This is a genomic window from Endozoicomonas sp. SCSIO W0465 (assembly GCF_023716865.1).
GTDB lineage: Bacteria > Pseudomonadota > Gammaproteobacteria > Pseudomonadales > Endozoicomonadaceae > Endozoicomonas.
In genome coordinates, this window is the sequence record NZ_CP092417.1 from 6,275,680 (window position 1) to 6,301,546 (window position 25,867).

The 25,867-nt window shown below is 52.4% G+C and carries 37 protein-coding genes; 7 read left to right on the top strand and 30 right to left on the bottom strand.

Annotated features, from left to right (window positions below):
• Positions 1-7 precede the first annotated feature (7 nt).
• The 4 genes from MJO57_RS28170 to MJO57_RS28185 all read right to left on the bottom strand — a co-directional run bounded on the left by MJO57_RS28170 (position 8) and on the right by MJO57_RS28185 (position 2,120).
• The gene (locus MJO57_RS28170; RefSeq protein ID WP_066017966.1) at positions 8-610 is read right to left on the bottom strand and encodes a hypothetical protein; all 603 of its coding nucleotides are present in this window, start codon (positions 608-610) and stop codon (positions 8-10) included.
• Positions 611-780: 170 nt separating this feature from the next.
• Positions 781-1,152 (bottom strand): hypothetical protein, encoded by a 372-nt coding sequence (locus MJO57_RS28175; protein WP_252020476.1) that lies wholly within the window; start codon positions 1,150-1,152, stop codon positions 781-783.
• 9 nt (positions 1,153-1,161) lie between these two features.
• Positions 1,162-1,515, bottom strand: a complete 354-nt coding sequence (locus MJO57_RS28180; RefSeq protein WP_252020478.1) for a hypothetical protein — start codon at positions 1,513-1,515, stop codon at positions 1,162-1,164.
• On the bottom strand, positions 1,515-2,120 hold the full coding sequence (locus MJO57_RS28185) for a hypothetical protein (protein WP_252020480.1): 606 nt from the start codon (positions 2,118-2,120) through the stop codon (positions 1,515-1,517). The genes MJO57_RS28180 and MJO57_RS28185 overlap by 1 nt, the downstream gene beginning before the upstream one ends.
• A 51-nt stretch (positions 2,121-2,171) precedes the next feature.
• On the opposite strand from MJO57_RS28185, the gene MJO57_RS28190 reads away from it, so the two are divergent.
• Entirely contained in the window at positions 2,172-2,351 is a 180-nt protein-coding gene (locus MJO57_RS28190; protein WP_252020482.1) for a hypothetical protein, read from the top strand.
• Between the two features lie 112 nt (positions 2,352-2,463).
• On the opposite strand, the gene MJO57_RS28195 is transcribed toward MJO57_RS28190, so the two are convergent.
• The 25 genes from MJO57_RS28195 to MJO57_RS28310 form a co-directional block, all read right to left on the bottom strand.
• Entirely contained in the window at positions 2,464-3,117 is a 654-nt protein-coding gene (locus MJO57_RS28195) for a DUF6682 family protein (protein WP_252020484.1), read from the bottom strand.
• Positions 3,118-3,120: 3 nt separating this feature from the next.
• Complete coding sequence (locus MJO57_RS28200; protein WP_252020486.1) at positions 3,121-3,486, bottom strand: hypothetical protein; 366 nt, start codon at positions 3,484-3,486, stop codon at positions 3,121-3,123.
• A 114-nt stretch (positions 3,487-3,600) separates the two neighbouring features.
• Complete coding sequence (locus MJO57_RS28205; RefSeq protein ID WP_252020488.1) at positions 3,601-4,467, bottom strand: hypothetical protein; 867 nt, start codon at positions 4,465-4,467, stop codon at positions 3,601-3,603.
• A gap of 57 nt (positions 4,468-4,524) precedes the next feature.
• Positions 4,525-5,385, bottom strand: a complete 861-nt coding sequence (locus tag MJO57_RS28210) for a hypothetical protein (RefSeq protein ID WP_252020490.1) — start codon at positions 5,383-5,385, stop codon at positions 4,525-4,527.
• A complete protein-coding gene (locus MJO57_RS28215; protein WP_252017676.1) occupies positions 5,382-6,809 on the bottom strand; it encodes an IS4 family transposase in 1,428 nt (475 codons plus the stop codon). The genes MJO57_RS28210 and MJO57_RS28215 overlap by 4 nt, the downstream gene beginning before the upstream one ends.
• A 38-nt stretch (positions 6,810-6,847) precedes the next feature.
• Positions 6,848-7,015, bottom strand: coding sequence for a hypothetical protein (locus tag MJO57_RS28220; RefSeq protein ID WP_252020492.1), 168 nt, complete (start codon positions 7,013-7,015; stop codon positions 6,848-6,850).
• 263 nt (positions 7,016-7,278) lie between these two features.
• On the bottom strand, positions 7,279-7,569 hold the full coding sequence (locus MJO57_RS28225; protein ID WP_252027132.1) for a CcdB family protein: 291 nt from the start codon (positions 7,567-7,569) through the stop codon (positions 7,279-7,281).
• A complete protein-coding gene (locus MJO57_RS28230; RefSeq protein ID WP_252020494.1) occupies positions 7,556-7,795 on the bottom strand; it encodes a type II toxin-antitoxin system CcdA family antitoxin in 240 nt (79 codons plus the stop codon). Before MJO57_RS28230 ends, MJO57_RS28225 begins: the two co-directional genes overlap by 14 nt.
• A gap of 124 nt (positions 7,796-7,919) precedes the next feature.
• Positions 7,920-10,019, bottom strand: a complete 2,100-nt coding sequence (locus tag MJO57_RS28235; RefSeq protein ID WP_252020496.1) for a hypothetical protein — start codon at positions 10,017-10,019, stop codon at positions 7,920-7,922.
• A gap of 244 nt (positions 10,020-10,263) precedes the next feature.
• Positions 10,264-11,883, bottom strand: a complete 1,620-nt coding sequence (locus MJO57_RS28240) for a hypothetical protein (protein WP_252020498.1) — start codon at positions 11,881-11,883, stop codon at positions 10,264-10,266.
• Positions 11,859-12,218 carry a hypothetical protein gene (locus MJO57_RS28245; RefSeq protein WP_252020500.1) on the bottom strand — a complete coding sequence of 120 codons (360 nt, stop codon included), beginning with the start codon at positions 12,216-12,218 and terminating at the stop codon, positions 11,859-11,861. The genes MJO57_RS28240 and MJO57_RS28245 overlap by 25 nt, the downstream gene beginning before the upstream one ends.
• 2 nt (positions 12,219-12,220) lie before the next feature.
• Entirely contained in the window at positions 12,221-12,469 is a 249-nt protein-coding gene (locus tag MJO57_RS28250; protein ID WP_066018154.1) for a hypothetical protein, read from the bottom strand.
• 2 nt (positions 12,470-12,471) lie between these two features.
• The gene (locus MJO57_RS28255; protein WP_252020502.1) at positions 12,472-12,936 is read right to left on the bottom strand and encodes a 3TM-type holin; all 465 of its coding nucleotides are present in this window, start codon (positions 12,934-12,936) and stop codon (positions 12,472-12,474) included.
• Positions 12,937-12,947: 11 nt separating this feature from the next.
• Positions 12,948-13,166, bottom strand: coding sequence for a hypothetical protein (locus MJO57_RS28260; RefSeq protein ID WP_252020504.1), 219 nt, complete (start codon positions 13,164-13,166; stop codon positions 12,948-12,950).
• A gap of 131 nt (positions 13,167-13,297) precedes the next feature.
• Entirely contained in the window at positions 13,298-14,560 is a 1,263-nt protein-coding gene (ltrA, locus tag MJO57_RS28265; protein ID WP_252017357.1) for a group II intron reverse transcriptase/maturase, read from the bottom strand.
• A gap of 810 nt (positions 14,561-15,370) precedes the next feature.
• Positions 15,371-15,682, bottom strand: a complete 312-nt coding sequence (locus tag MJO57_RS28270) for an Arc family DNA-binding protein (RefSeq protein WP_252020506.1) — start codon at positions 15,680-15,682, stop codon at positions 15,371-15,373.
• Between the two features lie 68 nt (positions 15,683-15,750).
• A complete protein-coding gene (locus MJO57_RS28275) occupies positions 15,751-16,230 on the bottom strand; it encodes a hypothetical protein (protein ID WP_252020508.1) in 480 nt (159 codons plus the stop codon).
• A 63-nt stretch (positions 16,231-16,293) separates the two neighbouring features.
• On the bottom strand, positions 16,294-16,923 hold the full coding sequence (locus MJO57_RS28280; protein ID WP_371924704.1) for a DNA cytosine methyltransferase: 630 nt from the start codon (positions 16,921-16,923) through the stop codon (positions 16,294-16,296).
• Positions 16,892-17,506: a DNA cytosine methyltransferase gene (locus MJO57_RS33515; RefSeq protein ID WP_371924705.1), complete on the bottom strand. Its 615-nt coding sequence runs from the start codon at positions 17,504-17,506 to the stop codon at positions 16,892-16,894. Before MJO57_RS33515 ends, MJO57_RS28280 begins: the two co-directional genes overlap by 32 nt.
• Before the next feature lie 145 nt (positions 17,507-17,651).
• Positions 17,652-18,200 carry a DUF1367 family protein gene (locus MJO57_RS28285; protein WP_252020512.1) on the bottom strand — a complete coding sequence of 183 codons (549 nt, stop codon included), beginning with the start codon at positions 18,198-18,200 and terminating at the stop codon, positions 17,652-17,654.
• Between the two features lie 22 nt (positions 18,201-18,222).
• Positions 18,223-18,426: a hypothetical protein gene (locus MJO57_RS28290; protein WP_252020514.1), complete on the bottom strand. Its 204-nt coding sequence runs from the start codon at positions 18,424-18,426 to the stop codon at positions 18,223-18,225.
• Positions 18,427-18,478: 52 nt separating this feature from the next.
• On the bottom strand, positions 18,479-18,781 hold the full coding sequence (locus tag MJO57_RS28295) for a hypothetical protein (protein WP_252020516.1): 303 nt from the start codon (positions 18,779-18,781) through the stop codon (positions 18,479-18,481).
• A complete protein-coding gene (locus MJO57_RS28300) occupies positions 18,732-19,856 on the bottom strand; it encodes a hypothetical protein (protein WP_252020518.1) in 1,125 nt (374 codons plus the stop codon). The genes MJO57_RS28295 and MJO57_RS28300 overlap by 50 nt, the downstream gene beginning before the upstream one ends.
• Entirely contained in the window at positions 19,856-20,140 is a 285-nt protein-coding gene (locus MJO57_RS28305; RefSeq protein WP_252020520.1) for a hypothetical protein, read from the bottom strand. Before MJO57_RS28305 ends, MJO57_RS28300 begins: the two co-directional genes overlap by 1 nt.
• On the bottom strand, positions 20,137-20,454 hold the full coding sequence (locus MJO57_RS28310) for a hypothetical protein (RefSeq protein ID WP_252020522.1): 318 nt from the start codon (positions 20,452-20,454) through the stop codon (positions 20,137-20,139). The genes MJO57_RS28305 and MJO57_RS28310 overlap by 4 nt, the downstream gene beginning before the upstream one ends.
• Positions 20,455-20,709: 255 nt before the next feature.
• Here MJO57_RS28310 and MJO57_RS28315 point away from each other — a divergent pair, with 255 nt between their 5' ends.
• The gene (locus MJO57_RS28315; RefSeq protein ID WP_252020524.1) at positions 20,710-21,351 is read left to right on the top strand and encodes a helix-turn-helix domain-containing protein; all 642 of its coding nucleotides are present in this window, start codon (positions 20,710-20,712) and stop codon (positions 21,349-21,351) included.
• Here the strand turns inward: MJO57_RS28315 and MJO57_RS28320 are convergent.
• Entirely contained in the window at positions 21,346-21,873 is a 528-nt protein-coding gene (locus tag MJO57_RS28320; RefSeq protein WP_252020526.1) for a RusA family crossover junction endodeoxyribonuclease, read from the bottom strand. The genes MJO57_RS28315 and MJO57_RS28320 overlap by 6 nt on opposite strands.
• A gap of 133 nt (positions 21,874-22,006) precedes the next feature.
• Between MJO57_RS28320 and MJO57_RS28325 the strand changes: the two genes are divergently transcribed.
• Genes MJO57_RS28325 through MJO57_RS28345 form a run of 5 tightly spaced genes read left to right on the top strand, consistent with a single transcriptional unit; the run spans position 22,007 to position 25,866 of the window.
• The gene (locus tag MJO57_RS28325; RefSeq protein ID WP_252020528.1) at positions 22,007-22,345 is read left to right on the top strand and encodes a hypothetical protein; all 339 of its coding nucleotides are present in this window, start codon (positions 22,007-22,009) and stop codon (positions 22,343-22,345) included.
• Positions 22,338-22,706 carry a hypothetical protein gene (locus MJO57_RS28330; RefSeq protein WP_252020530.1) on the top strand — a complete coding sequence of 123 codons (369 nt, stop codon included), beginning with the start codon at positions 22,338-22,340 and terminating at the stop codon, positions 22,704-22,706. Before MJO57_RS28325 ends, MJO57_RS28330 begins: the two co-directional genes overlap by 8 nt.
• A gap of 40 nt (positions 22,707-22,746) precedes the next feature.
• Complete coding sequence (locus tag MJO57_RS28335; RefSeq protein ID WP_252020532.1) at positions 22,747-23,487, top strand: ERF family protein; 741 nt, start codon at positions 22,747-22,749, stop codon at positions 23,485-23,487.
• Positions 23,488-24,303 (top strand): YqaJ viral recombinase family protein, encoded by an 816-nt coding sequence (locus MJO57_RS28340; RefSeq protein ID WP_252020534.1) that lies wholly within the window; start codon positions 23,488-23,490, stop codon positions 24,301-24,303.
• Positions 24,304-24,351: 48 nt separating this feature from the next.
• Entirely contained in the window at positions 24,352-25,866 is a 1,515-nt protein-coding gene (locus MJO57_RS28345) for an IS66 family transposase (RefSeq protein ID WP_252017330.1), read from the top strand.
• Position 25,867 lies beyond the last annotated feature (1 nt).

Here is a 25,867-nt window from a genome sequence, read left to right on the forward strand (position 1 = left end):
TGCCGGATCAGAAGGTGCCACCATCCAGCACCACACCGTTCACCGAACCACCGGTAATGGTGACACTGGCCGCTGACTGAAGCGCCATGCTGTCCAGCCCCAGGTTACTCCGGGCAGTGGCGGCGTTGGTCAGATCCGCCAGGTTGGAGGATTTGGCCAGTTTGGTGCCGATCTGGGTGGTCAGGTTGCTGATGGTGTCGGGATCATCCCCCAGTGCCGCCGCCAGTTCATTCAGGGTATCCAACGCTGCCGGGGCTCCGGCCACAATGGCATCCACACCGAGCTGAACCCGGGCATCCACCTGCGCCTCATTCAATCCGCCTGATCCGGTAGCGGTCAGTACACCACTACCATCAATGGCCAGGCCAGTACCCACCTTGATACCACCCAGGGTGGCTCCCGAGGCCGTAGGCAGGCTGTAGTTATTAGCGTTATCGTCGATCCCGGCCAGCTTGGTGACCACCGTTTCACCGCCAACGGCGGTCACGGAGCCATCGGTTTCACCGATAAACAGATACCCGGAGGCCTCCGAGTAGGCCAGCTCCCCTTCCGCCAGGCTGGCCGGGGTGTTGGTAATGGCACTGCGTTTAATCTGAATGGTGTTCGCCATGGTTGACGCTCCTGTCTATCTATGACGGTTTATACCCGTCGCCTTTGAAGTTGCTACTTTGTTGGCTGCATTCACTCTCCTTGGTCACATAGTATTTCTATGCTCCCAAGGCTTCGCTCGCTTGCCGCCGCGTAGCAACTCCAAATCCTTTGGGTATTGAAAGAAAGCGGTCAGAAATAACCGCCATTTACATTGGCAGCAGGGCTCTGGTCCACCAGGTCTGCCACCGAGTCATGCAATACCTCCATCTCGTTTTTCATGGCGGTCAGTTGCAACTTGTCGGCCTCATGGGAATCGTGCCAGCGTTGGATATCGTCATGGTGCTGGGTGATGTCGCTGTTGAGCTGCCGGATTTCCGTGGTCATCGCCCACAGCGAGCTGGACAGGGCATCGGCACGCCCCACAGCCTCTTCGATCTGTGGCAACCCCGTGGCCAGGGCTTCCTCGATCGCCTGCCGGTCTTCGGCAATGCTCTGCTGCTGGGCAGCCACCACGGCCACGCCGTTACCAAGGGTGGCGACCACCGTCGTCTCGTTGGCCATCGCGGGCTCCTATCTCAATGCGTGGGTGACGCCTGCCTGAACGACAACCGTTCCGATGGCCACTGTCGACACCGCCTGACCATCAGGCGTGGTGACCTGGACATCAAACTCATAACGGTAGGGAGTCAGCTCATTGGTCTCTTCCGGTGCCAGGTACATCACCGCCGTCGTGCCGGATACTGTCATCCGTTTTTGCAGCACGGCTTCGTCATCCGGCTGCATCCGGTGAAACTTCAGAGTGAAGATCAGCGTCCATCCGGTCAGGTCCAGCGACGTGCCATCCTCACCACTGAACGACACCGGCACGGAATAGCTGTCACCCCGGATAAAGGCAGGCAGGGTAGTGGAAGCGGGAATGGCCATCAGACAAAACGCCTGCGGGTCACCGACTGCTCACCACCACTGACGCCCACCAGTCCACGGATGCGTTTTTTATTCAGCTCCCGTTCGTACTTCTGCCGGTTGACCTCTGCAAGCTGCGGGTTGGTCCAGGGCTCATCGGGCATCATCTGCAAATCCGCCAGTACGCCCCAGCAGGCGAACTCAAGGGTCAGATTGCCCACTTCGTCCGGCACTTCCGTCGCGTCAAAGGCTGGCATCAGGGTCAGCTCAATATTGTGCATGACATTCTTGTCAGGGATCGGAGCAACTTGCAGTGCGGTGGTTTCAACATGGCGGTAGTAATAAGGGGTACCGGAAGAGAGGTAAGGCGGCAGCAGATCGCGGCTTTCCAGTCGGGTGCCGTCTTCCCGCAGGAGGTTCTGCACCGTGGCGATCTCACTGCCAGCGGGGGCGGTCAGGGTGTAGTCCTCAATGCCCTTCACCATAAACAGCTTGTCACTGTGCCGCCAGATATTAGCCCGGTAACAAATATCCCGCAGGGTAATGATCAGGTAATTACGAATCACCTGATCCGGGCAGCCCTTGGCATACGGGCGTATGCGGGAAAGGTAAGCGTCCAGTTCCATGGTCTATGCTGTCCTTGGGAAAACTTAATAAGAAGTACAAAGGTGTGAATAATGAATACAAAACAGCGAGAAAGTTTGTCCAAACTGTTCTACGATCTAGTAAAGGTTCCACTGGCACTGTGCATGATCGGTCCCGTGCTTAACGAACCTGCTCACCTGTTGGAATTGGAATTTTTGGGCTTTGCACTGGTGCTCGGCTGCATCTACTTTGGCTATCAGTTGGAGAGTTGATTATGGATACGGGTGATCAATACCTGCTTGTCACTGCTATGTTTGCCGTGCCGATGCTAATATTTGGCATCTGGTTGCACTTCCATGACAAGAAAGCCAAAGAGAAAAAGCACTAACCCTCCACCTTACCCTGAAGCATCTGCCGGAACAGTTGATCCACGTTCCACTTTAGCCCCAGATCATTAGCAAACATGGCCAGATAACTCTTGGCCTGCTGCATATTGGCCTCTGTCTCCATATCCATGCTGAATGCCCGGAACAGCATGTAGTTGATCACCGGGTTGATCCACAGCTCATCCAGACTGAATAACTGAGTGTCGATGTCAAAATCGGTAATGGCTATTCGTGCGGGTGCCTGGCTGACCAGCAGGTTCAGCGGGTGATCCGCCAGGGGCACAGGGTACACATAAAACACGGACGGACTTTTCTGGTCGTAGACATACTGCTCCACATCCGAACCGGTGGCTGTCGTCCAGTTGGGCAACAGGCTATCGAGGCTGCTGCGGGTGGTGGCGATCACTGTTCTGCCTGTGGATGGATTGTCCACAATATCCAGCAACCGGTAAGTGCCAGGCGGCAGTGACTGTACCGCCTGCGCCTGACAGGTAAAGGGCAGGAGCTGCGAGTTCACATCAGGCCGGTTCTGCACCACCGCCAGAAGTGCCTCGTTATAGGCATCCAGCAGGTTGGCATTGGTCCAGCGGGGAACGGCCGTGTTGTCCTGAAGCAGGTCACGAACCCGCTGGATAATAGCAGTAACCTTCATCACCTACAGCCGGTTACCCTGTTGATCACAGAACTCCAGATCCACGCCTATTCGTTTCTTCAGCCTCGGGTTGTAGATAAAGACGCTATGGTTGTTCTTGTTCAGCACAAATCGCAGCGGCTTTCGGTGACATGATTGTGGTGATGGTACTGGCTGTTCCAACGCGGTGGGCACCTCAGCCATGCCTGGCTCTTCCAATGCCTCCTGCTCTTCCGGTTGCTCCAGTGGCTCACCACCGTTCATCAGCTGACGTATTTCGTTTTTTAACTCATCCAGCTTCTTGCGCTTATCGAGCTCCACGTTAAACATCTGCCGGGCAAAGGATTCCAGTTCGTCCTTGCTACGGCAGGTTTCCAGGTTAAATGCCATTTTTTCAGCTCCTCTGAAAAACGCTTCCCGCTACCCGCCGCCCGCACCCCGCAAAAGACTAAACTCGTCGTGCTTTTACGGGTGGCGGGCAGCGGGAGGCGGGCAACGAAAAAATTAAGAACGCTTCGCTGCCAGCAGAACACCAGCATCCGGCTTCAGCACCTTGTAGCCATAAACCTGCAGGCCACGATGCCCCATGCCGAAGTGCTTCTCCAGCGTCAGCGATTCATGCTTGATAAACTGCGACGCAAACCCGGCAAAATCTTTCACGCCCGCCAGGCACTGGGTCACCCCCGACGCGGTGGCCAGGTTGTTACTGCAATACAGCGTGAACCGGTCGATGATCCCCAGTCGTCCGTTACGCACGATGGAAGTACCATCACCGGCTAAAGACGCGTCTTTCAGCTCGGACTTCTTGATCATCCCGCACACCCAGGGTGGCAGTACCAGCCAGCGGTCGGACTCGGGAATGTTCTTCTCGTCCAGCAGCGTGCCCATATCGACGATGTAATCCAGCACATTGGTCTTATCCACCACCACACCGGTACCACCGCCGTCGATCTTGTTGTCCGGATGCACATCGGTGTAGATATTCCCCAGTACATCGCCGTCTACCGCGATCTTCACGTTTTCCGCTGCATCCGCAGAAGACTCGTTGATCAGCTCGATATTGGACTGGACACTCTGGATGTAGTCATCCACAAAGGCGTAGTACTTGGTCTTGTCGATGGGCATTTCCACTTTGGGTGGTTCCAGATCCTGGTACTCAACCCCAACGGCACGATCATAATCCGCGACCGTAATATCGGGGCGGGTACGGATTACTACCTTGGAGCCTTCGGACTGGATCTCGCCTTCCCAGTTAGTGTTGCAGATAGCAGACAACACGGTTCGTTTATAGAACTTGGCGTTGAGTTTCTTGGAGTAAATAACGGACAGGGCATTGGCCATAGCCCCCGTTGGAAATGTGGTCGTTGCCATGATTCAAGTCCTTTGAATCACGGGAAGCGGTTATACGACGACGATTAAACGCTCCCCTCAGAGGCGACCTCCCTGCTTGATCCACTGGGCCAGAATCTTGTCGAGTTTTTCTTCATTGTCGTTAAACTCTTTCTGCGGCATGGCCGCAATCTGTTCCAGCGTCAGGGTCGGTTGGTGCCCCCGGGTTTTAGGGACTGAGTGGGTCCGCACCGGCGGTTCACTCAGCTGCTTTGCCTGCTGCATTTTCTGTACTGGATCGGGTGCCGGTTTCGGTGCAGGCTTGTTTACACCTGCGGCCTCTTTATAGAGACTCATGACCTGCGCTGCACCCAGTGGGCTGACACGACTCAACTCCTGAACATCAGCCGTTTGTCGTGCAAACCAGCCTTTAAAATCCTCACTGGCGGAGACCTGCTCTACATCGGGATGCAGACTGCGCAACTTGTTCCAGAATGCCTGTTGTGCCCGCTCCGCTTCCTGTTCCTGCCTTGCCTTCTCAATGGCGGCCAGCCGCTGTTCCAGTTTGCGGTTGAGCTGTTCCGACTCATCCAGCTTGTTGAACACCGGGTCCAGCTCCTGGTAGTCCTTGCGGAGTTCCTGGAACTGGTCGGACGGCTCTGGCTCACTGTTTGGCTGAGCGGTACCCTGCTGACTGAGCAGATCCACCTTGGCCTTCAGCAGCGCCATCTGCTGCTGAAGCTCGGTATTGCTTCGCTCCAGATCAGCGGCTTTCTGGGTGGCCTGGGTCATCAGGGCATGGGCATTCTTGCGGGACTCTTCCGCCTTGGTGTACTTGTCCTGCCAGTCTTCACCGTTATCGTGATTGGATGCTGGAGCAGGCGGCTCTGACGGTTCGTCATCAGCGTCCGACTCCGGTTCGGGTGGCGGGGGTAGCTCATCAGCCTGACTCTTGATCACATCTCTCCAGCGCTGAACTGCCGGGCTATCTGCCAGGTTTTTACCCGATCCTGCAATTTCGCCCAGCCTTCCCATACCACTAACCAGCCGGGCTGCCCTGTATGCTTTGAATCACCCCAACCACCAAGCCGAGCAATCGTTTGAAGCAGCCAAGTGACTGTTGGCGGCTTATCGGGCAACGCTTTTTTTTCATAGGTTAGCCAGAGAACCTGCCATTCATCATCACTGACCACCTCATTCGCGAGTGTTTTTTCACTCCAAAGCTTTCTGTCTTTGTGCTGCCTGTCATTCGGTAACATTAATGCTTCACGGATTTGCATTAGTCTGACAGCGACAAACATTAATATGACCGCAAGTCGTTCAATGTTATCCGGAGATTGCAGACGAAGCCTTTCTACTCCTGCTCCCGATTTCCAAGCCTTGTGGAACTCTTCTATTCGCCATCGGAGCTCGTAAAATCGAATGATAGAGCGACAGTCTTCGAATGTTTCAATATCTTCAGTTGTCAATAGTACCCAGTGCAAACGGTCTTCGGAGTCATTGCCAATCTCTTCAGCCGACACAATATTCATAGTTACCGGTTCCGGCCTGCCGCCTGGCCTTTGCGGCGCCTGTATTGTCATCTTCTTTCTTTTGACCTGCAGCGTTGCCTTTCGCTTCTTTCTACCTCCTTTTTGAGGAACCACTATCGTATATTTCCCCAACACTTCAGTCTGAGCTAAGGAATCAAATAATAAGAGTTCGCCATCTACCAGGATTCTGTTTTGTGTAGCTCTTACAACAAACCGCTGTCGGTTATCCAGTTTGTAGTGCATATATTCGTATATATCCGCCTCCCGGTCGCAAACACTGATGATGTCAGGCATTTTACCCCCCATCCTTTGTTCTGTGTTTTCAGAGGCTCTTTGCCACTTAAAGCTTTCCTTTCCCTCGTAAGGTAGCTGACGACGTTGGTTCTTTTTCCCCCGCTGAACGTCCTCTCTAACCCATCGTTCTTGATCAATAAGCCCAATGCTTCGCTCTGTATCCGCATCAACCAAGAAGACAGAGTGGACGTGGAATCCTCTGGTTTTAGAGCCTTCAGGACCTCCAAGATCACCAAGCTCGGATCTGACAGCATGTTTATAACCCAGGGTTGTTGTATCTTCGAGAGCCAGAAGTAGGCGAGACTGTCTCGCTATTTTGGCAGTTGCCTGAAAGCCTGCCTCAGCTATTGCTTCAGGCTTTACGGCCTCATTCTCAATCAGCCGGTAAGCTCCAGTTACCAGTGCGGTATAACCTTCGCATGAAGATGACAAAGAATTACCGGTATGAGCTGAAAGCTCGGCAGCAACTTTGACAAGTCGTTTTGTACGTCGAGTATCGCCCAAATCAGCACATCCAAAAGTTAGTTCTGACCATGGTTTAGGAGAAAGTGGAAGCATGACCTGTTTTATCAGTGAGAAATGATAGAACAAGGTAGCTATTTGTGATCAAGAGACAGCTCATCAGCGGGCGGGTTCTGATCGGTTTGCTTGTCCTGCTCGTCCTCTTGCTCTGCAAAAGCGGCAGGGGCGTCCGTAGTCAGACCCATAAGGGCTGCCAGTTCGGCATCGGTTTCCTGATCCAGTTTTTCGGCATCAATGGCCATCTTCACTCTCCCTGTGGGGCACTCTGAACCCCTGAGGGCTCTGGCTTGTCCACGTTGGTTGCGCCTGTGAAAGTCCGTGGGGCTCGGGGCTTGTCCATGTTCTTTCAGGCATTAACCGGGAATTGCACCTCGGCAACTGCTCCTTTCATTGCGCTAACTCCTGCATCCACGCAGTTGTGTTGTGCATTCCCGGCCTACCACCCATCTCTGGGCATAAAAAAGCCGCCAGATCAGGCGGTTCGCGTTACTTAAATTCGTTGCATCTAAAATCCGCTGAACAATAAATCCATTGCCGACACTATAGTTAGCCGGTCCTTGTCCAGGTTAGCGATACACTTGCGTAACAGTGTTCGCTTGATAGCGGCCAGTGCCGGTAAATCAATAACCATCGTTGTGCCATTCAACCCCACAGCAGGCATCAACCCTGTCAGGGGCCTGACAACCTGCTCTGTAGTGAGTAACGGGGCCACCACCACGGTAGGTGTTTGTACAAAGGGGTGCTGCAGAACCACCACTTTAAGATGGTCCAGTTGATAAACATCATACTGATTCATCACGCCAGGCTCCGTACTTCTCGCTAAATGTGCCTTCCTTTTCTATCCGTTTGTTGTATTCGGCAATCGCTTCCCGGTTTTCTTCAAGCCATTGCTGCTCACGGGCTTTTTTCACCGCAGCCCTGACGGATTCTTCAAACAGGTTGGACAATGGCGGTACCGGTAGCGACCGGGCTTCTGCAAGCAGGTCTTCATCAATGGTGACAGTTGTTCGAGTTTTAGCCATACCCACCTCCGTTAATACTAATAGTAAGTATAGCTAGTAAATACTTTATCCGCACAGCCCCTAAAATCTGACTTATTCGTTCGGGTTTATCACCCGGTCAGCCCGCTTGGGCAGATAAATAATGTCATCCAGTTCGTTGATCCGGCCCTGCAACCGCCGGATATCCTTTACCTCCGATGCGCGGACCAGCTTGTCCAACAGTAAGGTTTTGCGACGGACGAGGTACGCTTTCATTTCCTGATAGCTGGCCTGATTGACCAGGGCGCTGATCGCCTCCGCTTCCTCCCTGCTCATGTGCATCAGGTTGTGCATAGAGTTCTTCCTCCGGTCGCAGTGCCTTATCGGTGTCAATATCCAAGGACTTCAGGTATTCGTTATAGAGATAGCGGTGGTCAGTCATCGGCCCCAGTACCGGGTTCATACTGACATTCAGGGCATTCATCATCCGTTCCGATTGCAGCTCTTTGGCCACCAGTGCCGCACTGCCCATCGCTACCACATCCAGATCGCCTCGCTTGGCGTCTTCACTGTCACTCCAGCGCATGGCGAAATTAAACAGGCTATCGATCAGGGGGACTGTGGCGTAGTCGTCAATGTTTTTCACCACGCTTTTCAGAGCCACATTGGCAGCAGTCATCAGCATGCTCATGCCGCTGGCGGTCTTGTTCAGGCTCTGGGTCTGTTCGCCATGGGTGTAACTGGGAAGGGACGTTTCTTCATCCGCAAACCGTCGGAACAGTTCAAAGATGCCGGACAGGTCTTTCTGGTTGCTCTGGATATTGATGGCCTGAATCATCGGACCTTCACCGGCTTCACCGTCATAAAACCAGAGTCGGTAGGGGTAAATTTTCTTGGCATCTTCCAGGCTCATGCCTTCCGGAAATTTGCTCACATCCATCTGAAACATGGGGCCAGCGGTGAGGGCGGCATTGTCCAGCAGCGCCCGGCCAGTGGAGTTCATCACATCCTGGCTATCGTTCATCATATAGGGGATGCCGATGCCCCAGAACCGGTGCAGCACACTTTCGTAGGGAACAAACTTGTAGGGGATCGCTTCCGGCTTCAACGGGTTGAGCCGTGCCATGATCATCCGGCCATCGCAGATCCAGATGTTGGCCTGGTACTCGGCCTGCTCATCAATATCACCAACCCCATACTCCTGCAGCTGCTGGCCATCCACCGGCCCCCAGTACTCGAGGACATCAAAACGGTTGGGTGTCACATGCTGCTCATCGTTGTCGTTGATATTACGCAGCTCCCGTTCGTAATCTTCAGGGACATGGTTCCCCTGGGGAGACTCCATCAGAATGGCGTGAATGGTCTCGGTCTCAAAACCGTGACTGCCTGCCAGTTCCCGTAGCTCATGTTTGGTCAGCACATGGCGGCGGAACAGATCGTTGGGCTTGCCGGGATCGTGGGAATAGGGATCGGGAAACAGATCAAAGACACTGGCCCATTCAATATCCGGCTCAATGCTCTGGCGCTCGATCAGTTTCCACTCATCACCCTCGCTCTCCCACTTCTCATGGTTACGGATATTCAACGTGGCCACCTTGATACAGCCAGTGCCAAGGGTGACTTGCTCCTTCACCATCTTTTTTATTTCGGTGAGCGCGTTGGCATTGATCAGGTAGTCCTTGATCAACCGCTTCATTTTCATAGCGGCTTCGTTGGCGCGTTCCAGTGCTTCGGCCATCAGTGCCCGTTCCATCTCATCGTTTCGTTCCTGGATGAGTTGGTTACGGGTGTGGGGATCAAGTCGATAGGGGAGCAGTTCCTGAATGGCCATCATACGGATCTGTCGTTTAATCGACGCCGGAATGTCGGCCATTGGGCTGGGCACAATATCCCAGAAACTGTCCACGTTTTGAAACAGCAGATCCACCAGTCGAGAATAAGCGGCATTGACCTTGGTGGCGGTGATCTTGATAAACACCCGGCTTAACGCCTGCTGCTCTTCCATCACCTTTTCTTGCTCGGAACCGTATTCACCCTTTACCGCACGGAGCGCTTCCAGCCACTCGTCTTCCACTTCCCGCCGGGCTTCCCGGTATCCCTGCCAGCGGCTTTGCAGGTCAGCGGCAAAGGCATCCCGCACGGCCTGTTCACGACGTTCTTTGTCCAGAGAAGAGTTCATCTCAGCTTGAGTCACCTCATCCGGGGTAGCGACCATTACCAGTCCGTGTTCCATCACTTGACCTTCTTGCCTCTGCGTCGCTGCCATTCAAGGCGATGTCCGGCCATAATGGCTGGCCAGCTCCCTACCATCTGCTGGGTAAAAAGAATGAGGCTCTATTTTGATTACGAACTGCTCTACAGTGAAAACTGACTGTAGGTCACGAAAAACAAGGATTGGGCAACATTACCGGACAATATGCTGACAACCTTTGTAGATAAAGGGCTTCAGCAATGTTCAACCCAGTAGCAGTCTGAAATCCTACAAGAGCCAAGAATGATTGTCCGTTCCATCAGTAGGCTGACTTTCCTGGCGAGCGATACCTCAGCTCGTTGATATTGATCTTCCGTCGTGGAAGTTTGAGCACCATCTGCTGGGCGATGGCGTAGCTGATCACCCGATCATCGAAGCAGCCTTCCTGGGCATTAGTGGCGCCGTTGTCTTCGATGACGTAGGTCTGGCACTCGGCGACGGTGTCCTTGTTGCAGATACCACTCTCACCATCCCGCAGTAAGGCGGCGAGGTGGTCGATCATCAGTGGCTTGGATTTCGTGGTGGTCTGCCAGCCGAGGCGTTTGGTGCGCTTCTGGCTTCGCTGGTCCACGGTGGTTTCCATGTAGAGATTGGGGTACTTCAGGTCTTTCAGTTTGGTCAGGGTGGTGAGACCGTGGTTATTCCTCTCCACGCCGATCAGGGCATTGTGGTAGTAACGCCCCAGGTGATTAAGCATCTTGCCCAGATCGTCCGGAGCTACATGCCCATGCCAGTGCGCCACCTGATAGCCGTCACGGTCACACACGTCGATGGTTGAGTAATCACCGTGCTTGTGCTGGTCATTGGCCGGTGCCAGCCCTTCCGCCACATCCGATCCCACCACATACTGGGTAGCAGGTTTGGGATGCTCCCAGATCTGCAGCAAACCCGGCTTGTGCCGGTTGATGCCGTTGGGGGTCAGTTCAATGGACTGGGTTGGGGAGTAACACTCGACTTTGGCCGCTTCGGTGTGTTTGGGATCAAACACCGGGCGACCGGAAAACAGAAACGCCTCCTGGATATTGCAGGGGTATTCCTGTTTAAATTTGTCTTCGGATTTCAGCTCATAGATTTTCTGGCGACGCCACTGGAGCTGTTGATCATCCAGGTCATACTGCTGCTTCAGGTATCGTTCGTCGGTGTCGGCCGTGAAGTCGGCGGGGACTTCGCTGCGGTACTCGTCCTGCCAGAACCAAGGTATAAACACCAGTTCAAAATCACCGCGCCCAGCATCAGCGTCCATAACATAATCATAAAACACACCACCGACGCCATTAGCAGTGCTTTCCAGAATAACTTCGGTATTATTTTCATTGGGTACTGCCTGTAATACACCCGCCAGGTGTTCATCCGCATTGGGCCAGAACGCCACTTCCGATCCATGAAACAGCTGTGCCGTGGATGAACGACCGGCTCCTTTATTGCCAGCGGTGCCTACCCGATACCCGGAGTCGTGATAGAACTCCAACAGTTTGGAGCTCTTATTCTTCAGATCCCTCTGGGTAAACGGGGGCTGATTGTCGTGATACCGCTGCACCATATCAAACAGATTGGCGGTGGCATCCGCTTCATGGGTCAGGATATAAGCCCGCAACCCCTTGCGATTGCTCACCAGCCAGTAAAAGCGGCCTTCAGTATAGGTGGAGCAGCCCTGTTGTCTGCCCTTAAGCACCACAATTCTTACTTTGCCGGTGCGCCTTCTCTGGTCTTCGATCCGGCTGTCCAGGTACCGCTGAGCCTTGTTCAGCTGAAAGCGAATCACTCTGGCGCTTTTGGTGCGGATCTTCAGGCATTTGCGAGCATAGAACGGAAACTCGGTGAGCAGCCGCTCCCTGGCAGGCTTTTTACCGGGAGCTACCCGTCCTTTTCTTCCAGCCATTCGTCCAGCGTCGGTATCTTTTCCGCTACCACGGTCTGCTCATGGCGATCCCGCCAGTGGTAACGGTTTTTCATGTACATGATCAGCATGGCGGGGGAGACATCCTTGTTCATACCCAGCGCTCCCTGCATGTACTTCTCTTCCCAGAACACCTCAGCCAGCACATCTGCCTGGGTCACAGCTTCAGCAAATTCCTCATGCTTATCGATGTACGACAGAAATGTGTTGTAGCTGATCCCCATCTCCGTAGCGGTCGCTTTCCGGCTTAAACCGGTGCTCATCAGTGCCTTCACCTGCTCGCACATTTCCAGCTTGTATTTGCTGTGGTTGGCCATGGTCAAAAAAACTGCTTGATGGCAAAGGCGATGATGCCTGCCGTGGTGGTGGCCGCGATCCACTGAATCACGCTGCTGATGGTGGAGTTCTTCAGCACGGCTTTCTCAATGGTGTCCAGCCGTTCTTCACTGCGCTTTTCCCGAAGAGCAAGGTTCACCATGCGCTCATCGTGTTTGGCCAGGGTCTGCAGGATCTGGGTAATGCCATCCAGCTTCTGCTCGATCCGGTTGAACCGTTCTTCGTCTGCCATGGCTATCTCCTTGCCACGCCCTTCAGCTTTTCCAAGGTCCGGGCACCTCCCAAGCCCAGCAAACAAAGCAGTAAAGTAATCACCGTGCTGGTGTCCGCTGTGGGTAACTGCTGAACCACTTCGGCTTTATCCACAAGCATCAAACCGATGATCACTACATCACGAACAATCCAGGTCCAGGCAAGAATCAATACACAGAGCCAACCCAGTGCAGGCCGCCAGCCAGAGACAAAGACCGAGGGATGTTTGGCTTCTTCAATGTTGGCCATTGCCTGCAGGATATGGGGTTGCTGCAACTGATGATTCAACGAGGATTCAGCTTTGGCCCGCTCTTCATCGGATGTGAACAAAGCATCAAGTCCACCCATCAGCTCTTTGGCTACCCCTGCCATCGGGTTCAGTTTAATCATCGTCCACCAGCTCGAAGTGTGGGTAATCCTTAAACCGGTGATCCCTGATTTCACCATCCCGATCCCAGTCACCACCCCAGCGCAGTTTGATGCCCATCCCCCTGGGCAATACCCAGAACAAAACCGGCAAAGTGTGCCGCTCGTTGATAATCAAACCAGTTAATGGGATAGGCCATCACATCCACCGCCTTACTGGGCAGCTCGTTATGATTACTGTCAGGCCACTGCAATTCCGATTTACCACTTTCAAACGCCAGCGTCTGGGCTGCCTCATTCCCGATGACCACAAATAATCGTACAGTCGTAATGCTCAATCACCTTATTGAACACGCGCTGAAGCCGCTCATCAATCGGGTAAGGGCCGGTCTTTCTCCAGCCCTCCCCACAGCACCCGGCATGCGGGTCCGCACCGGGCGGTTCAACGATGATGGTGAAACCTGATCCATAAGTCTTTCAATGAAACAAGCCCAATTTTCGCGAGGTAACTGTTATTCAGTGCCTGTTGTACCGCATAGGTTTTACTCAGACGGTAATACCCTTTGCTGCTGGCTGCGATCTTGGCGGCGTTAATTTTATCAACGCCTAACCTGACCAGATTCTTAAAACGGGTTTTCGGCTTGCGCCATTGCTTCAGAAAGCAGCAACGGATTCGCCGACGTATCCATTGATCCAGCAGGGGAATTGGTCGGTGATATTCCGATAACCGGAAATACCCCATCCAACCCCGGATATATTGTGCCAATTTGCGTAACCGATGTTGCATTGAGACACCCCAGCGACGACTGGTCAACTTGAGTATCCGGTATTTGAATCGGTCCAGACACTTCTGGGCCCAGCGAACTTTCTTCCCTGTGAAGGTGAAACTCAGGAATTCGCTTTCTGTTGCTTTCACAACTTTACTTTTCCGGGAGTTAATCTTCAGTTTCAATTTGCGTTCAATGAATTGGGTAATGCTGTGCATCACCCGATCCCCTGCACGCTGACTTTTGACGAGAATCACAAAATCATCACAGTATCTTGCAAAGCAATGACCCCGATATTCAAGCTCCTTGTCGAGTTCGTCGAGGACCACATTAGACAGCAAGGGTGATAAAGGCCCACCCTGTGGCATGCCAACCCTGGTCGGGTAGACATTGCCCTCAATCATGACACCGGAGCGCAGGTAGCTACCAATCAGTTTCAGAAGGCGTTTGTCGCGGACCTTACGGGAGACCCTCGACATCAAAACGTCGTGATTAACCGTATCAAAGAATTTACTCAGATCAACGTCAACAGCGTAATGAAGCCCCCGGTTGATCAACTGCTTAACCTGACGGACTCCGTCGTGTGCTGACCGTCCCGGTCGGTAGCCGAAGCTGTTTGGAGAGAAACCCGGATCAAAGACAGGGGTCAGCACCTGCACAATGGCCTGCTGTATGACCCTATCCATCACGGTAGGGATTCCCAGCAAACGCTCACCGCCGTCCGGCTTTTCTATAACATGTCGGCGCACGGGTGATGGCTGGTAGGTTCCGTCCAATAAGGCTTGACGCACTGAAGGCCAATGCTGTTTGGCAAAGTCTGGATAAGCTTCAATAGTGACTCCATCAATACCCGGAGCACCCTTGTTGCTTTTGACCTGTTTCCATGCACTTGCCAGATTAGCCGGTTCAAGTACGCAATTTAGTAGATCATGGTTCAAAGCTGGTTAAAGATTCTGTCGCCAAGTACGGTGAGTCGCCGGACGGCTGCATCGCCTTGAGGGAATCAGTCTCCTCTTTGTCGTCGATGTTCGGCCCTTCGCTAACGACTTCCCATCCGTTAATGGCTTCTGTCGTACAGCTACTATGGCCTCTGCTGACTTCTGTCCAATCACCACGCGGAGTTACCTCTGCTGGCGCTATTGGTTGCCATCGGGTTTGCTCGAACAGGATGATGAGACCTGTTCGCCGAGCCTGTTGTAACCAGTGGCTGAGAGCTGGGAATTACCAATCGCATGTTGAACAGATCTCCCCGGATAAGGACATGAACTTTCAGTGCACAACCGCCGCATTTACCGTGTCTCACGAACCATAGGGCTTTGTGATCCTTGGCTCACTCGCCCAGAGACTCAGCCTTATATGCGATTTCTGTACGTCGGCTCGCACCTTTGCACTCAGACTGCCTCCGCACAGCCCCTCGCGGGACTGCACTTGCCTTAAGCTAGTGGTTGTCATCAGCAGGCGTCTTTACCGCCAGTCAGATGTAGGTTCTCCCACAGGGGACTTTCACCCCATCAGTTCATGCCCATGCCGGGCGTACCAAGTCGACAAATGTCGCCTGGACGAAGCGGAAAAGTGAAACATGAAGCCCCTTTTTTATAGTGGTTCAGTTTGGGAGTGACAGATACTAAAAACCCGGCGATGAGAGCCGAGTTTCTTTGAAGGATTCAAGCAACGGGGAAGTGAATGATCTGGAACTTTCCCAGCCTGAGCTTTTACCGTACTTTGTGGGTCATTTTTAGTCAAGAGTACTAAAAACGACTTTTAATGATATTTATCACAGCATCTGCTAGATCATGCTGATATTGTTCACTGCAAACATATTCAATACGTGATCTGAGTCGTTTTAACTCATCCATTAAATTCCCTATAGTCTCCACATCAAACACTTCATCACCAAGCGTACAATCACCATCATCTTCCATATCTAGCATGTAATTCAGACGGGTAACAATTTCAGCATTCAATGAACGCCCTTTTCGTTTTGCAGATTTTTGCATACGCATTCTAATATCAAGGGGCAGTCTAACAGAGAATTGACTGGCCTCTTCGGTACTCTTCATTACCGCTCCTTGTTAGTCCGATGGTTTGATCAGAGTGTAGTCACAATCAGAAACGGCTCTTAATCGCATTAATTTTCATACCTAATAGCACCTGCCTTTTCCAACAACTCCTCCGCCTGATCCTCTGCCAATCTGATCCATTCGCTGCACACGTCCTCACAGGCAATACGCCAGCGGTAAAGTGTCTTACGGCTTTTTCCAGTAATCTCAACCTTGCCTCGCTTCTGCTGCATATCAGGATACTGCAGTAACCACATCAGATAGAGAGCAAGCATTACCGGATTCTTGCGGATTGCCCTTGGTATCCGTTCATTGCTCCTGAAAAGATGAACCACCTGTAACCATGCACTGGAACGGTTTGCCTGATTATCGTCATACCGAATCGTCAGAAGGGCAAAGAGTTCCGGCTGCATTCTTTCCCGCAGGTCTCCCTTGTTAATACCATCATCACCCAGTCGCTCATCCCGGGTACTCCGATACTCTGGAGCAATGGAGGTCTTTCGATAACCTGCGTTAATATCCCGTTGCCAGCTCGCCGTTTTTATCATTAGCTCCGGCGTTCCAAAGATCCGCATCAGGGCCGGTTCCAAAGCAAAGTACATGGCGTTCTCCTAACTCAGTGCAGTCTGGATACGATTTCCGATCCAGCGCATGACCGGAACAGCCATCGAGTTACCCAAAGCCTTGTACCTTGGGCCATCCGGGCACTCTTCTGCCGGTTTGTTCTTCCACGGGATAGCACTGTACCCGTCCGGAAAACCCTGCAAACGTTCACATTCAACCGGTGTTAATCGTCGTATGGCTAACTCAGCTTCACCGCTGGAGGTACTGGCCACCGCATGCTTATCACCGGCAGTTAATGTGTTCATGGGGTCACCGGGCTGTCCGATGCCCAGACCATTCCCTTTGCCGTCCTGATGCTCTCCTCGCTTGCCCGAATGCCGAGTAGCCTGATCATGAATTGGTATCGCCACGGCGGCACTCAAACCATTGCCCTGTGCCTGTAACGTCATGACCACGGTTTCGGAATGAACCGGATCATCTTTCGGATTGAAGGCGATGGTCGGATGGTTATCGCCCATATGTGCACGAAGACAGGGTGATAACTCTGATGACCAGTGGCCACCCAACCGCGACATGGCACCGGGCTCAAACACCACCAGATCCGTGGCATCCTTGTAATCCCGCTGCTTTAACGTCGAGGATGTTTTACCAGGGCCGTACTGACCAAAGGCAGTCATATCGTAGGCACTCAGGTTTCCCGTGAGGCCACCTTGCCTCAATGCTTTTTCCAGCTGGGGAGGCAGGCTCTTCCCACGCTTCTGCGCCCGGTTCAGAATCCCGGAGCAGGCTTTCGGACTCAAATAGAATCGGCTCCCGACGGGTCCAGTCTCCAAAATCTGCCAGAGCAAAGACCCTTCGACGACGTTGGGGTACTCCATAAAATTGAGCATCACACACCCGCCATTCAACAAGCCCTTCCTTACCGAATGAAACTCCAGCGTAGCGCCACTTTTCTGCACATGACTGGTCAGTGCCAGTAAGTAATCGCAATACTTCAGCAAAGTCCTTGCCCTGGTTACTGCTGAAGGCACCGGGCACGTTTTCCCAGAGTGCAAAGCGGCAGTTGCCGTGTTTGCGCGCCCACCGAATAATCTGTATTGCTGCGAAGAAGAGTCCTGATCGTTCACCGTCAAATCCTTTTCGTTTACCGGCCACCGATAAGTCCTGACAGGGGCTGCCAAACACCACCAGATCGATAGGGCCGAGTTGCTTGATCATGGCTTCCGTGATCTCCGTCACGCCCGCCAAGGTTGGGTACATCGGGGTAGTGGTGTTCCAGTACGGCACAGGGGAACGGTTCGATCTCGGCAAAACCCACCGGCGTCCACCCCAATGGATGCCAGGCGACCGTCGCCGCTTCAATCCCCGAAAATAACGACAGGTATCTCATGGATTCCTTTCCCTCCTACGCAAAGTTGATAAACCTTTCCACCAGGGCTTCCACCTTGTGCCGACTCCAGCCCCGCCCCGGATGAAGCACATACTGGAGCAACACATCCAGCGCCGTGGAATACAACTGCTCAAAATGCTCCTGACTCATGCTGGAAAACTTCAGACTTCTGGCACGAACCCGGACACCGCCATCCGGGTACCCGATTACGTCATAAAATCCCGCCTTAACGGTCACCCAGCGACGAAACTCATCGAAGTTTTTCTCCGGCGTGAACCACTGATCCGTTCCTTCCATCCGGTATGGCTGCGGCTCAAAGTAATCAAAACCCAGCTTCAGCAGGGCAAAGAACTTGCGGTGAAAATGCGGGTTACGGGCTTTACGAAACTCTGCCCGAATCACCTGTCCGGTCTTCAGTTGCTGAACAAATCGCTGGTCATCGTCGGATACCGGGACCAGCATCTGCGACCCAACTTTCTGCAATGCCAGCTCCGCCATCAGACCGCCTCCGCAAAGTGCCAGCAGAGCATCATCACCAGCACAACCCAGACCACCGCCAGCCACACACCATCCCTGAGCCCGTTCATCAGAACATTCCCATCAGTTTCTGCCTCGCACCCTGCCCATCCAGCGGGTCAATGCCCTGTTCGGCCATGCTCTCCCTGACCAGCTGATTGGAGTGAATCGCCGGATCAAACTGGTGTTCGATGGCAAGCTGATCTTCCAGCGGAAGCCCCTGGCATTCACGGTTGACCAGCTCCTGATAGGCCGCTCCAAACTTACGCTTCACATTACGGCACTCCTCCGCATTCCCAGCGGTTCTCAGCTCATGCCAGCCCGCCTCACGCCCGGCGAGATACACCGCTCGGTGGCTCCAGCCGTGGTGACTGGATTGCCCGGGAGTACTCATTGGCTTCCTGCCAGGCTTTCGCCAGCGTTGGCAAACCCAATTCTTCCGGCAGTGGCAGGCAGAGCTTGCGAAACTCCGGCGCTGTCGGAGGCCATTCGCCACCGGCCAGTCGTACACGGTTGAGACCAATTTCCAGCTGGGGAGGGTGTAACCCGTTCAGCGTTCTCTGCCACTCGCCGTTGCGGTCAGCCAGACCGTAAGCACTGGTCCACTTCTGGCCGAACAGGGCCGTCATGGTCGAAAACAGCATCACCAGATCTTTCCGACTCAACGTCGTAGATATTCCCTCCGCTGAAGGCTTCCGTCCCGCTGAAGGCTTTCGTACCGCTGAAGGCTCCTGGACTTCCCGGTTGGAGGATATGGGCGTTGGCCTGTTCGACCTGTTCAACCAGGCTGAGTTTTCCAGAATGTCGCTGCCGTGCTTCATAGTTCACCGTCCACTGGTTGGTCAGGTTGTCGGGGTTGTTCAGGTAAACGACCGTGGTCTTCACGTACTGGGTACCCGTTGCTCCGGTTTCGTCGCAGTAACGGGCATAGTTCAGGATGTTGGCCAGCAGGGACTCAGGGCTATGCCCATCAGCCAGCCGTTTTTTGTATTTACCGAAAGTCTGTTTTTTGTGCCCCTTGTCACCTTCCCGTTTCGGGTACTGATTCCACCATTCGATGAAATCCTCCGGGTACGAATCGTAGGGTTTGGTTTTCAACATCGGCAGGGGTGACGATTCAGCTGACGAATCGTGCCGTTTGGTCGTCTGATCGTCAGATCGGACATAAATCTTATCAATACTTCTCTCTTCTCTTTTCTCTCTTCTCTCTTCTCTTTTCTCTAGGCGAACTTTTTCCTCACGTTGCATGTATCGGGTATGGATCTGTTCGAGCAACTGCTCCGTTTCGCTGGAGCCCTCACCAGCACAGGCTTTCTGAATAATTCCGTCAATGACGTTTGCCGCCTCCGGCAGCAGATCGTCAAGGTTTTCCGGAAGCGTCAAAACCAATCGTAAACGAGCGTCAAGTTGACGATTGTTTTCCGTTCGGTTGTGTTTCGTGTAGTTATTGATGACGATCAGGTCACCGTTTGACGAACGTTTGGCGAAACGTTTGGTTTCCAGCTCGTCAAACGTCTGAATCGTTTTCTCCATATCCCACTTAAGATCCGTGGCGATATACCCCATCGGCATCCTGAAAATGCCCAGAAGATTGCCATGATGGGTCGTCAACAGGTACAGCGCCAACAATTTGCCATCGTCTGAGAGGGTTTCCATTTCACTATCGACCCAGAACCGGGCAGAGACTTTGCCAAACTCCCTCATCACGGACCTCCTGTTGTCAGACGATCAGTGACAAACTGGCTCAGAGGCAGATCCACAGGAATATCCGGACAGGTGACAAACCCTTTTGCGTTAAGCTCCTGAAGCGCATACGACAGAGTTTCTATATCCCAGCTCAGTTCCTGAAGGATATATTGCTTCAGACTGGTGGTTTCTTCGTACTGACAAGTCAGCAGGTAGGCAGCCAGTAACTTACCCTGATCACTGAGTTCCTCATGACGCATGGTGTCCCAGAACTGGCTCTCAATTTTCCCAAACGTTTTCACTGACCACCTCCAGGCTTTGGCGCTTCTTTTGGAAAATACCTTGCCGCCTGCTGGGCATTCTTCTGATTCAGGCTCATCCACTTTTTCAGGAAGATCACCACGTTTTTTGCCTCGCCCGGCTGATCCCAGCGATCGATCATGTAGTGAAACGCTTTCAACAACTGTTCGCCCACATCGATATCCGGATTTTCCCAACACAACTCTTCATAGAGCGTTGCCGAGGTTGGCATGGCGGGCTGTCCTGCCAGTGGCCACAGAATGTCCTGCCAGCATTGCGGCTGGTCGGAGATGCCCAGTTCGTCAGTATGGATCATGGTGTACCTCCTGCGGTGTGGTCGAAGAGGCTGGCCGTTGCTCTGAACCGAGCACGATGTTGGGATTGACTCATCAGATCTTTCCTTGAAGATTGGTTTTTATCGCTTTACATTTCTTTTGCAAAGATAATCGAAAGATTACGTTGCTTTTGGATTGCTTGCAAATAACCAAACTCATCTAAAGCGAACACTCGCCCTTAATTAATGGCTTCCAGCTGTGTACTATTTTGCTTATGGATAATGGAATAACAGCGATTGGAAAAGAACGTGACAAACTGGACAGATCGGGTCAAAAGCAAAGCGAAAGAACAAAATCTGAAAAATGTCGATATCGCCCGCGCCGTGGGTTGTACGGAAGGGACATTCAGTTTGTGGATGAGTGGTGCCCGGAATCCGAAGCTGAATAACAAAATCGCCATCGCTAAGTTTCTTGGCGTTTCCATTGACTGGTTGGAGACCGGCGAAGATCTGCCAGATCCGAAAACCCTGCCCTACATCAGCCTGGATGAGGCGAGCACTTTTTTTGATGAACTCGATGACAGACGACAGGAGGTACTCTCGGAGTCAGCCATCTGCATTATTGAATCGGATCACAAGAGCTTCCTGTTACGGTTGGAAAACGACACCATGGTCAACCAGACCCCATCCGATACGGCGATCAGCATTCCCAAAGGTGCCAAAGTTCAGGTGGATACTGTGATTCCCCCGGAGCCCGGGAAAATCCTGCTGATAGAACACGACGGTGAACTCTCACTCCGCCAGTGGCAACCGATCAGCAAGTCACAACACAGTCTGCGATTCATCAATCGGCTGTACGGCAATTTCGATCTTAACTACGCGGGAGATATCAAGGATATCTACAAGGGCACTGCCGTGGGTGTCAGCTTCCTGTTATAACGGCCAGCCGATCACCAGCACACCGGGCTGCTGTCCATACACCTTGATGCAGCGGCCATCGACAATTTGCTTGTCGTCTGCCCAGAGAATCCCATTCAGAGCATCACAGTAGAGTTTGGCTACATTGTCAAAGTCCGGCTTCACCGCCGGACGAACCAACCCGGCCTGCGCTTTTCCGTTTTTCTTTTTTGACCAGCTTGCTGGGATCGGGAAGACCGCCACCACCAAAACCCCCACCGGCCCCGCCAGCATTTTTCCCTGTTTCTGCCGTGCCGCCCATTGAACCTCATATTCGGCTCGCCTGGTGGTCGCTGGTGTGTAGCATTTGCCTCGACGGGTGAACCGGGGGCGCCCTTTGCTTTTGGGTATCGAATTAACAAAAGCAATGACATTTTCGGAACTTCTCTGATTATTGATCGCCACCTGCAAAGTCACTGGTAAACACTGAATCCACTGCTCAACGTTATCCATCCCTGGCTCCATCTGACAAAACAAGGCATCCCAGCTGACAATAGCAGCCAAAACCTTCAATCCATAAAAACTATTAATACTCCAAAGCTAATGCAAATATATTATACCTTATCATTTGCAAAGTTTATCTTTGCAGATATATAAATAAAAAAAAGCATTTAATTTACAAAAATAAGGAATCTTTATGGACGCCGTTACCCGTGATCTCAACCGGCACCTCAATGCCATTGACGACAGGGAAGCCTTTGAAGAGACCATCGAGTCTGAGCTGGAACAGATTGAAGCTCATATTCAGGAACAGATCGAAGATCACAAGCCCGTCGTTATTACCGGCTTTGGCGTTCTGACTCTGGGCAGTTTCCTGTCCTTTCTTACCCTTGAAGAATTTCACCCGATGCAGGGCTACCGCTGGCTGGCCGTGAAGCAGCTGGTGCATGACTGCAACAACGACAACGAACACGCCCGCCTTTCTGGCTGGGATGTCATTAACTACGCCAGCAAAAGAGGTTATTGCCGTGGCTAATCAAACCCAAATCAACCGACTGGAAGAGCCAGTCATCACCGGCATCAGCGACTGGCTGAACATCAACCAGTACACCTACGACTACGGCAAGGTATGCATCCTGAAAGATCGCATTGCCAGCAACATCACGCCGGATATGACGGTGCTCCAGATCTACCGGGTCATCCGGGATCACATTGCCGCATGGCGTAAAGACCCGAAAACGGCAGATGCCGTGATTGTTGATTTCCGCGCCTGGTGTGAACTGCACCACACACTGTCCAGAGCCCTGGAAAAGAGTTTTCGAATGGAAATTGCTGACCAGGTGCTGGCCGTCAGAAACCGCATTCAACGGGACGAGGCCCTTCGCCATGCCAGCTAAAAAGAAAACCGGAATAATTGAATCCACAGAAGTGTTGCCTGTGGATAAACCTGAATCTTCTGCACTGTCGGAAGTGGGTCAGATCATGCAGTCCGCCATTGCCCAGAATGCCAGCATCGACACATTGGAACGGGTCATGAGCCTGTATGAACACAGTCAGGCCATTGTTGCACGACAGCAGTTCAATGAAGCCTTTGCTCGGTTTCAGCAGGAAATGCCGGTGGTGAAGAAAAGCAAGAGTGCTGCTTTCAATACAAAAAATGGTCGTATGGAGTACACCTACGCCTCTATTGATGACGTGGTTGCGGCGGTTCAGCGGTCCGTTCTTCACCGGTTCGGTCTGACCTACTGGTTCGAGCAACAACAGAACGGGCCATCAATCACCATTACCTGCCATCTGTGTTATCTATCCGGCCACTCCATTGCTAACACTGCCACCGGTCCTGTGGATACCACTGGAAATAAAAGCGCACTGCAGCAGATCGGTTCTACCGTGACTTATCTGAAGCGTCAGACACTGGTGGGCATTCTTGGTCTGGCCTGCACTGATGATGACACCGATGGTTATGTGCCGGATATGAATGGAGATAGCCAGCCGCAGACTCAGAGCCACTACCCCGATAAAGACTTCCAGCGTCATCTACCGGAGTGGCGGGCATCCATTGAGTCCGGCCAACAGAGTGCCGAGCGCATCATCCGCAAAATCAACTCCAAAGCCCCAGCCACCCCGCAGCAAATACAACAACTGAAAGCCATCCATATCCAACCCAGAGGCCACTAAATGGAGATTCTCGATATTCAACAGGGGACGCCAGAATGGCTCGCCCTGCGCCAGAACCATTTCACCGCTAGCGAGGCACCGGCCATGATGGGCGACAGTCCGTTTATCAGCCGGGACCAACTGCTGCACCAGAAGAAAACCGGCAGTACCCCGGAGGTCACCGAATTTCAGCAGAAGAAGTTTGATGCCGGACATCAGGCCGAAACAGAAGCCCGACCATTGGCAGAAAAGATCGTTGGAGCGGATCTCTTTCCCGCCACTGGCATCACCTCCATCGACGGCCTTCCCCTGCTGGCCAGCTTTGATGGGCTGACCATGATGGAAGACCTTTTGTTTGAACACAAACTCTGGAATGACAAGCTGGTTGCCCAGATCGAAGGGGAAGGTATCGAGCCTGCCTACTACTGGCAGCTGGAACACCAGCTACTGGTCAGCGGTGCCGAACGAGTGTTGTTCGTCAGCTCTGATGGTACTCCTGACAACTTCCATTATGTCTACTACCAATCCCACGGTGATCGTCGTAAGGCCCTGATCGCCGGATGGCAACAGTTTCAGGAAGATCTGCAGAATTTTGAGCCGGAAGCTCCCGTACCGGCACTGGAAGGTGAAGTGATTCAGGACACCACAGCGTTGGTCGTACAGCTGGACGGTTCCGTCATTGATTCCAACCTGCACCTACTGGAAGAACAGATTGCCAAGCGCATTGATTCCGTCAAATCGGCGCTGGTGACGGATCAGGATTTTGCCGATGCCGAGTCAGCGGTGAAGTTTTTCAGTAACTGTTCAGCACCCCCACATAAATCTGGAATTTTCTGATTTTTATACCATCCTCTTAAGCACCATTTTTCCACAATATTCGCCAGCATGATTCCAGAACTACCCGCAACTATGTCGGCTGAGATTCTCTTGAAAGAGAATGCAGAGCTGCGGATGAGAGTTGCCTGTCTGGAAGAGCGATGTCGAGAATTGGAAGAAAAGGTTGGCAAGAACAGTCAAAACAGCAGCAAGCCGCCATCGTCTGATGGTTATCAAAAACCTTGTAAAAACAGTAATTCTCCAGATCATTCTGACGACCTTTCCGCAGATAAAGGTACCGATCCATCGGATGAAAAACCCAATCCTAAAAGTCTGAGACAGTCTTCTGGTAATAAAGCCGGTGGAAAGAAAGGGCATCAGGGCACTTGTCTTAAACAGGTCGATATCCCTGACTATATTGAGTACCTTCCGGTTAAAGAATGCAATAAATGTCAGGCGTCTCTTCTTGATAGTGAGCCGGTCAAATATATTGAACGACAGGTGTTTGAACCAGGGAGACCGGGTGAATTTGAAGTAACGGCCCATAGAGCTGAAGTAAAAATCTGCACTTGTGGTTGTCGGAATCAGGCTGAATTCCCGGAAGGTGTTACCGCTGCCGCACAATATGGCTCAGCCACACAGGCTATGGCCGTCTATCTTAACCAATACCATTTCCTGCCTTTTAAGCGCGTGTCAGAGTATTTTAATACTCTCTATAAAATGAGTGTAAGTGCAGGCACTGTCGCCAATTTTGTGGCCAGAACCTATGAAAATCTGGCTTCTACTGAAGAGGTTATTCGTGACGCCTTGCGGGAATCGTCTGTTGCCGGAGCCGATGAAACGGGTATGCGGGCCGAGGGCTCTTTGCACTGGCTACACGTTATGCGGGATGAACAATGGACGCTCTACTACTTGTCTGAAAAGCGAGGTCGTGAGGCCATGGACACGATGGGCATACTGCTAACATTTGCAGGCGTTCTGGTTCATGATCATTGGAAATCCTATTTTGCATATGCGGCAACTCACGTACTTTGCAATGCCCATCACCTGAGGGAGCTTTTGGGTGTTGTTGATAGGGACAGCAATCAACTGGCGTTGCGATTGATGAAGCTACTGAGGCTTTCCTGGCATTACTGCAAGGGCTTTAAGACCATAGGTATGCTACAGATGCCAAGTGTTGTCTGTGAACGAATCGAGAAGATTTATGACCGGTTGCTTCAGCGGGCTCTAATGAAAGAAGTCGTCTATATGGAGAAGCAACGAGAGGAGCTTAAGCGCAAGAAAGTCAAGAATACTAAAGCTTACAATCTCTTCAAACGACTCACTGAGTTCAAGGCTGAGACACTGCGCTTCATGTCAGATTTTACCATTCCCTTCGATAACAATGGCAGTGAGCGGGATGTTCGAATGGCCAAGTTAAAGCAGAAAATCTCAGGCTGCTTCAGGAGTGCAGACGGTGGTTCTATGTTTGCACGGATTCGCAGCTATTTGTCGTCTGCCAGAAAACAGGGAATGGACATATATCAATCACTTCATAGAGCTGTTCGGAATTACTGTAATATGCCTTTGCTCAGTGCTGAATAGT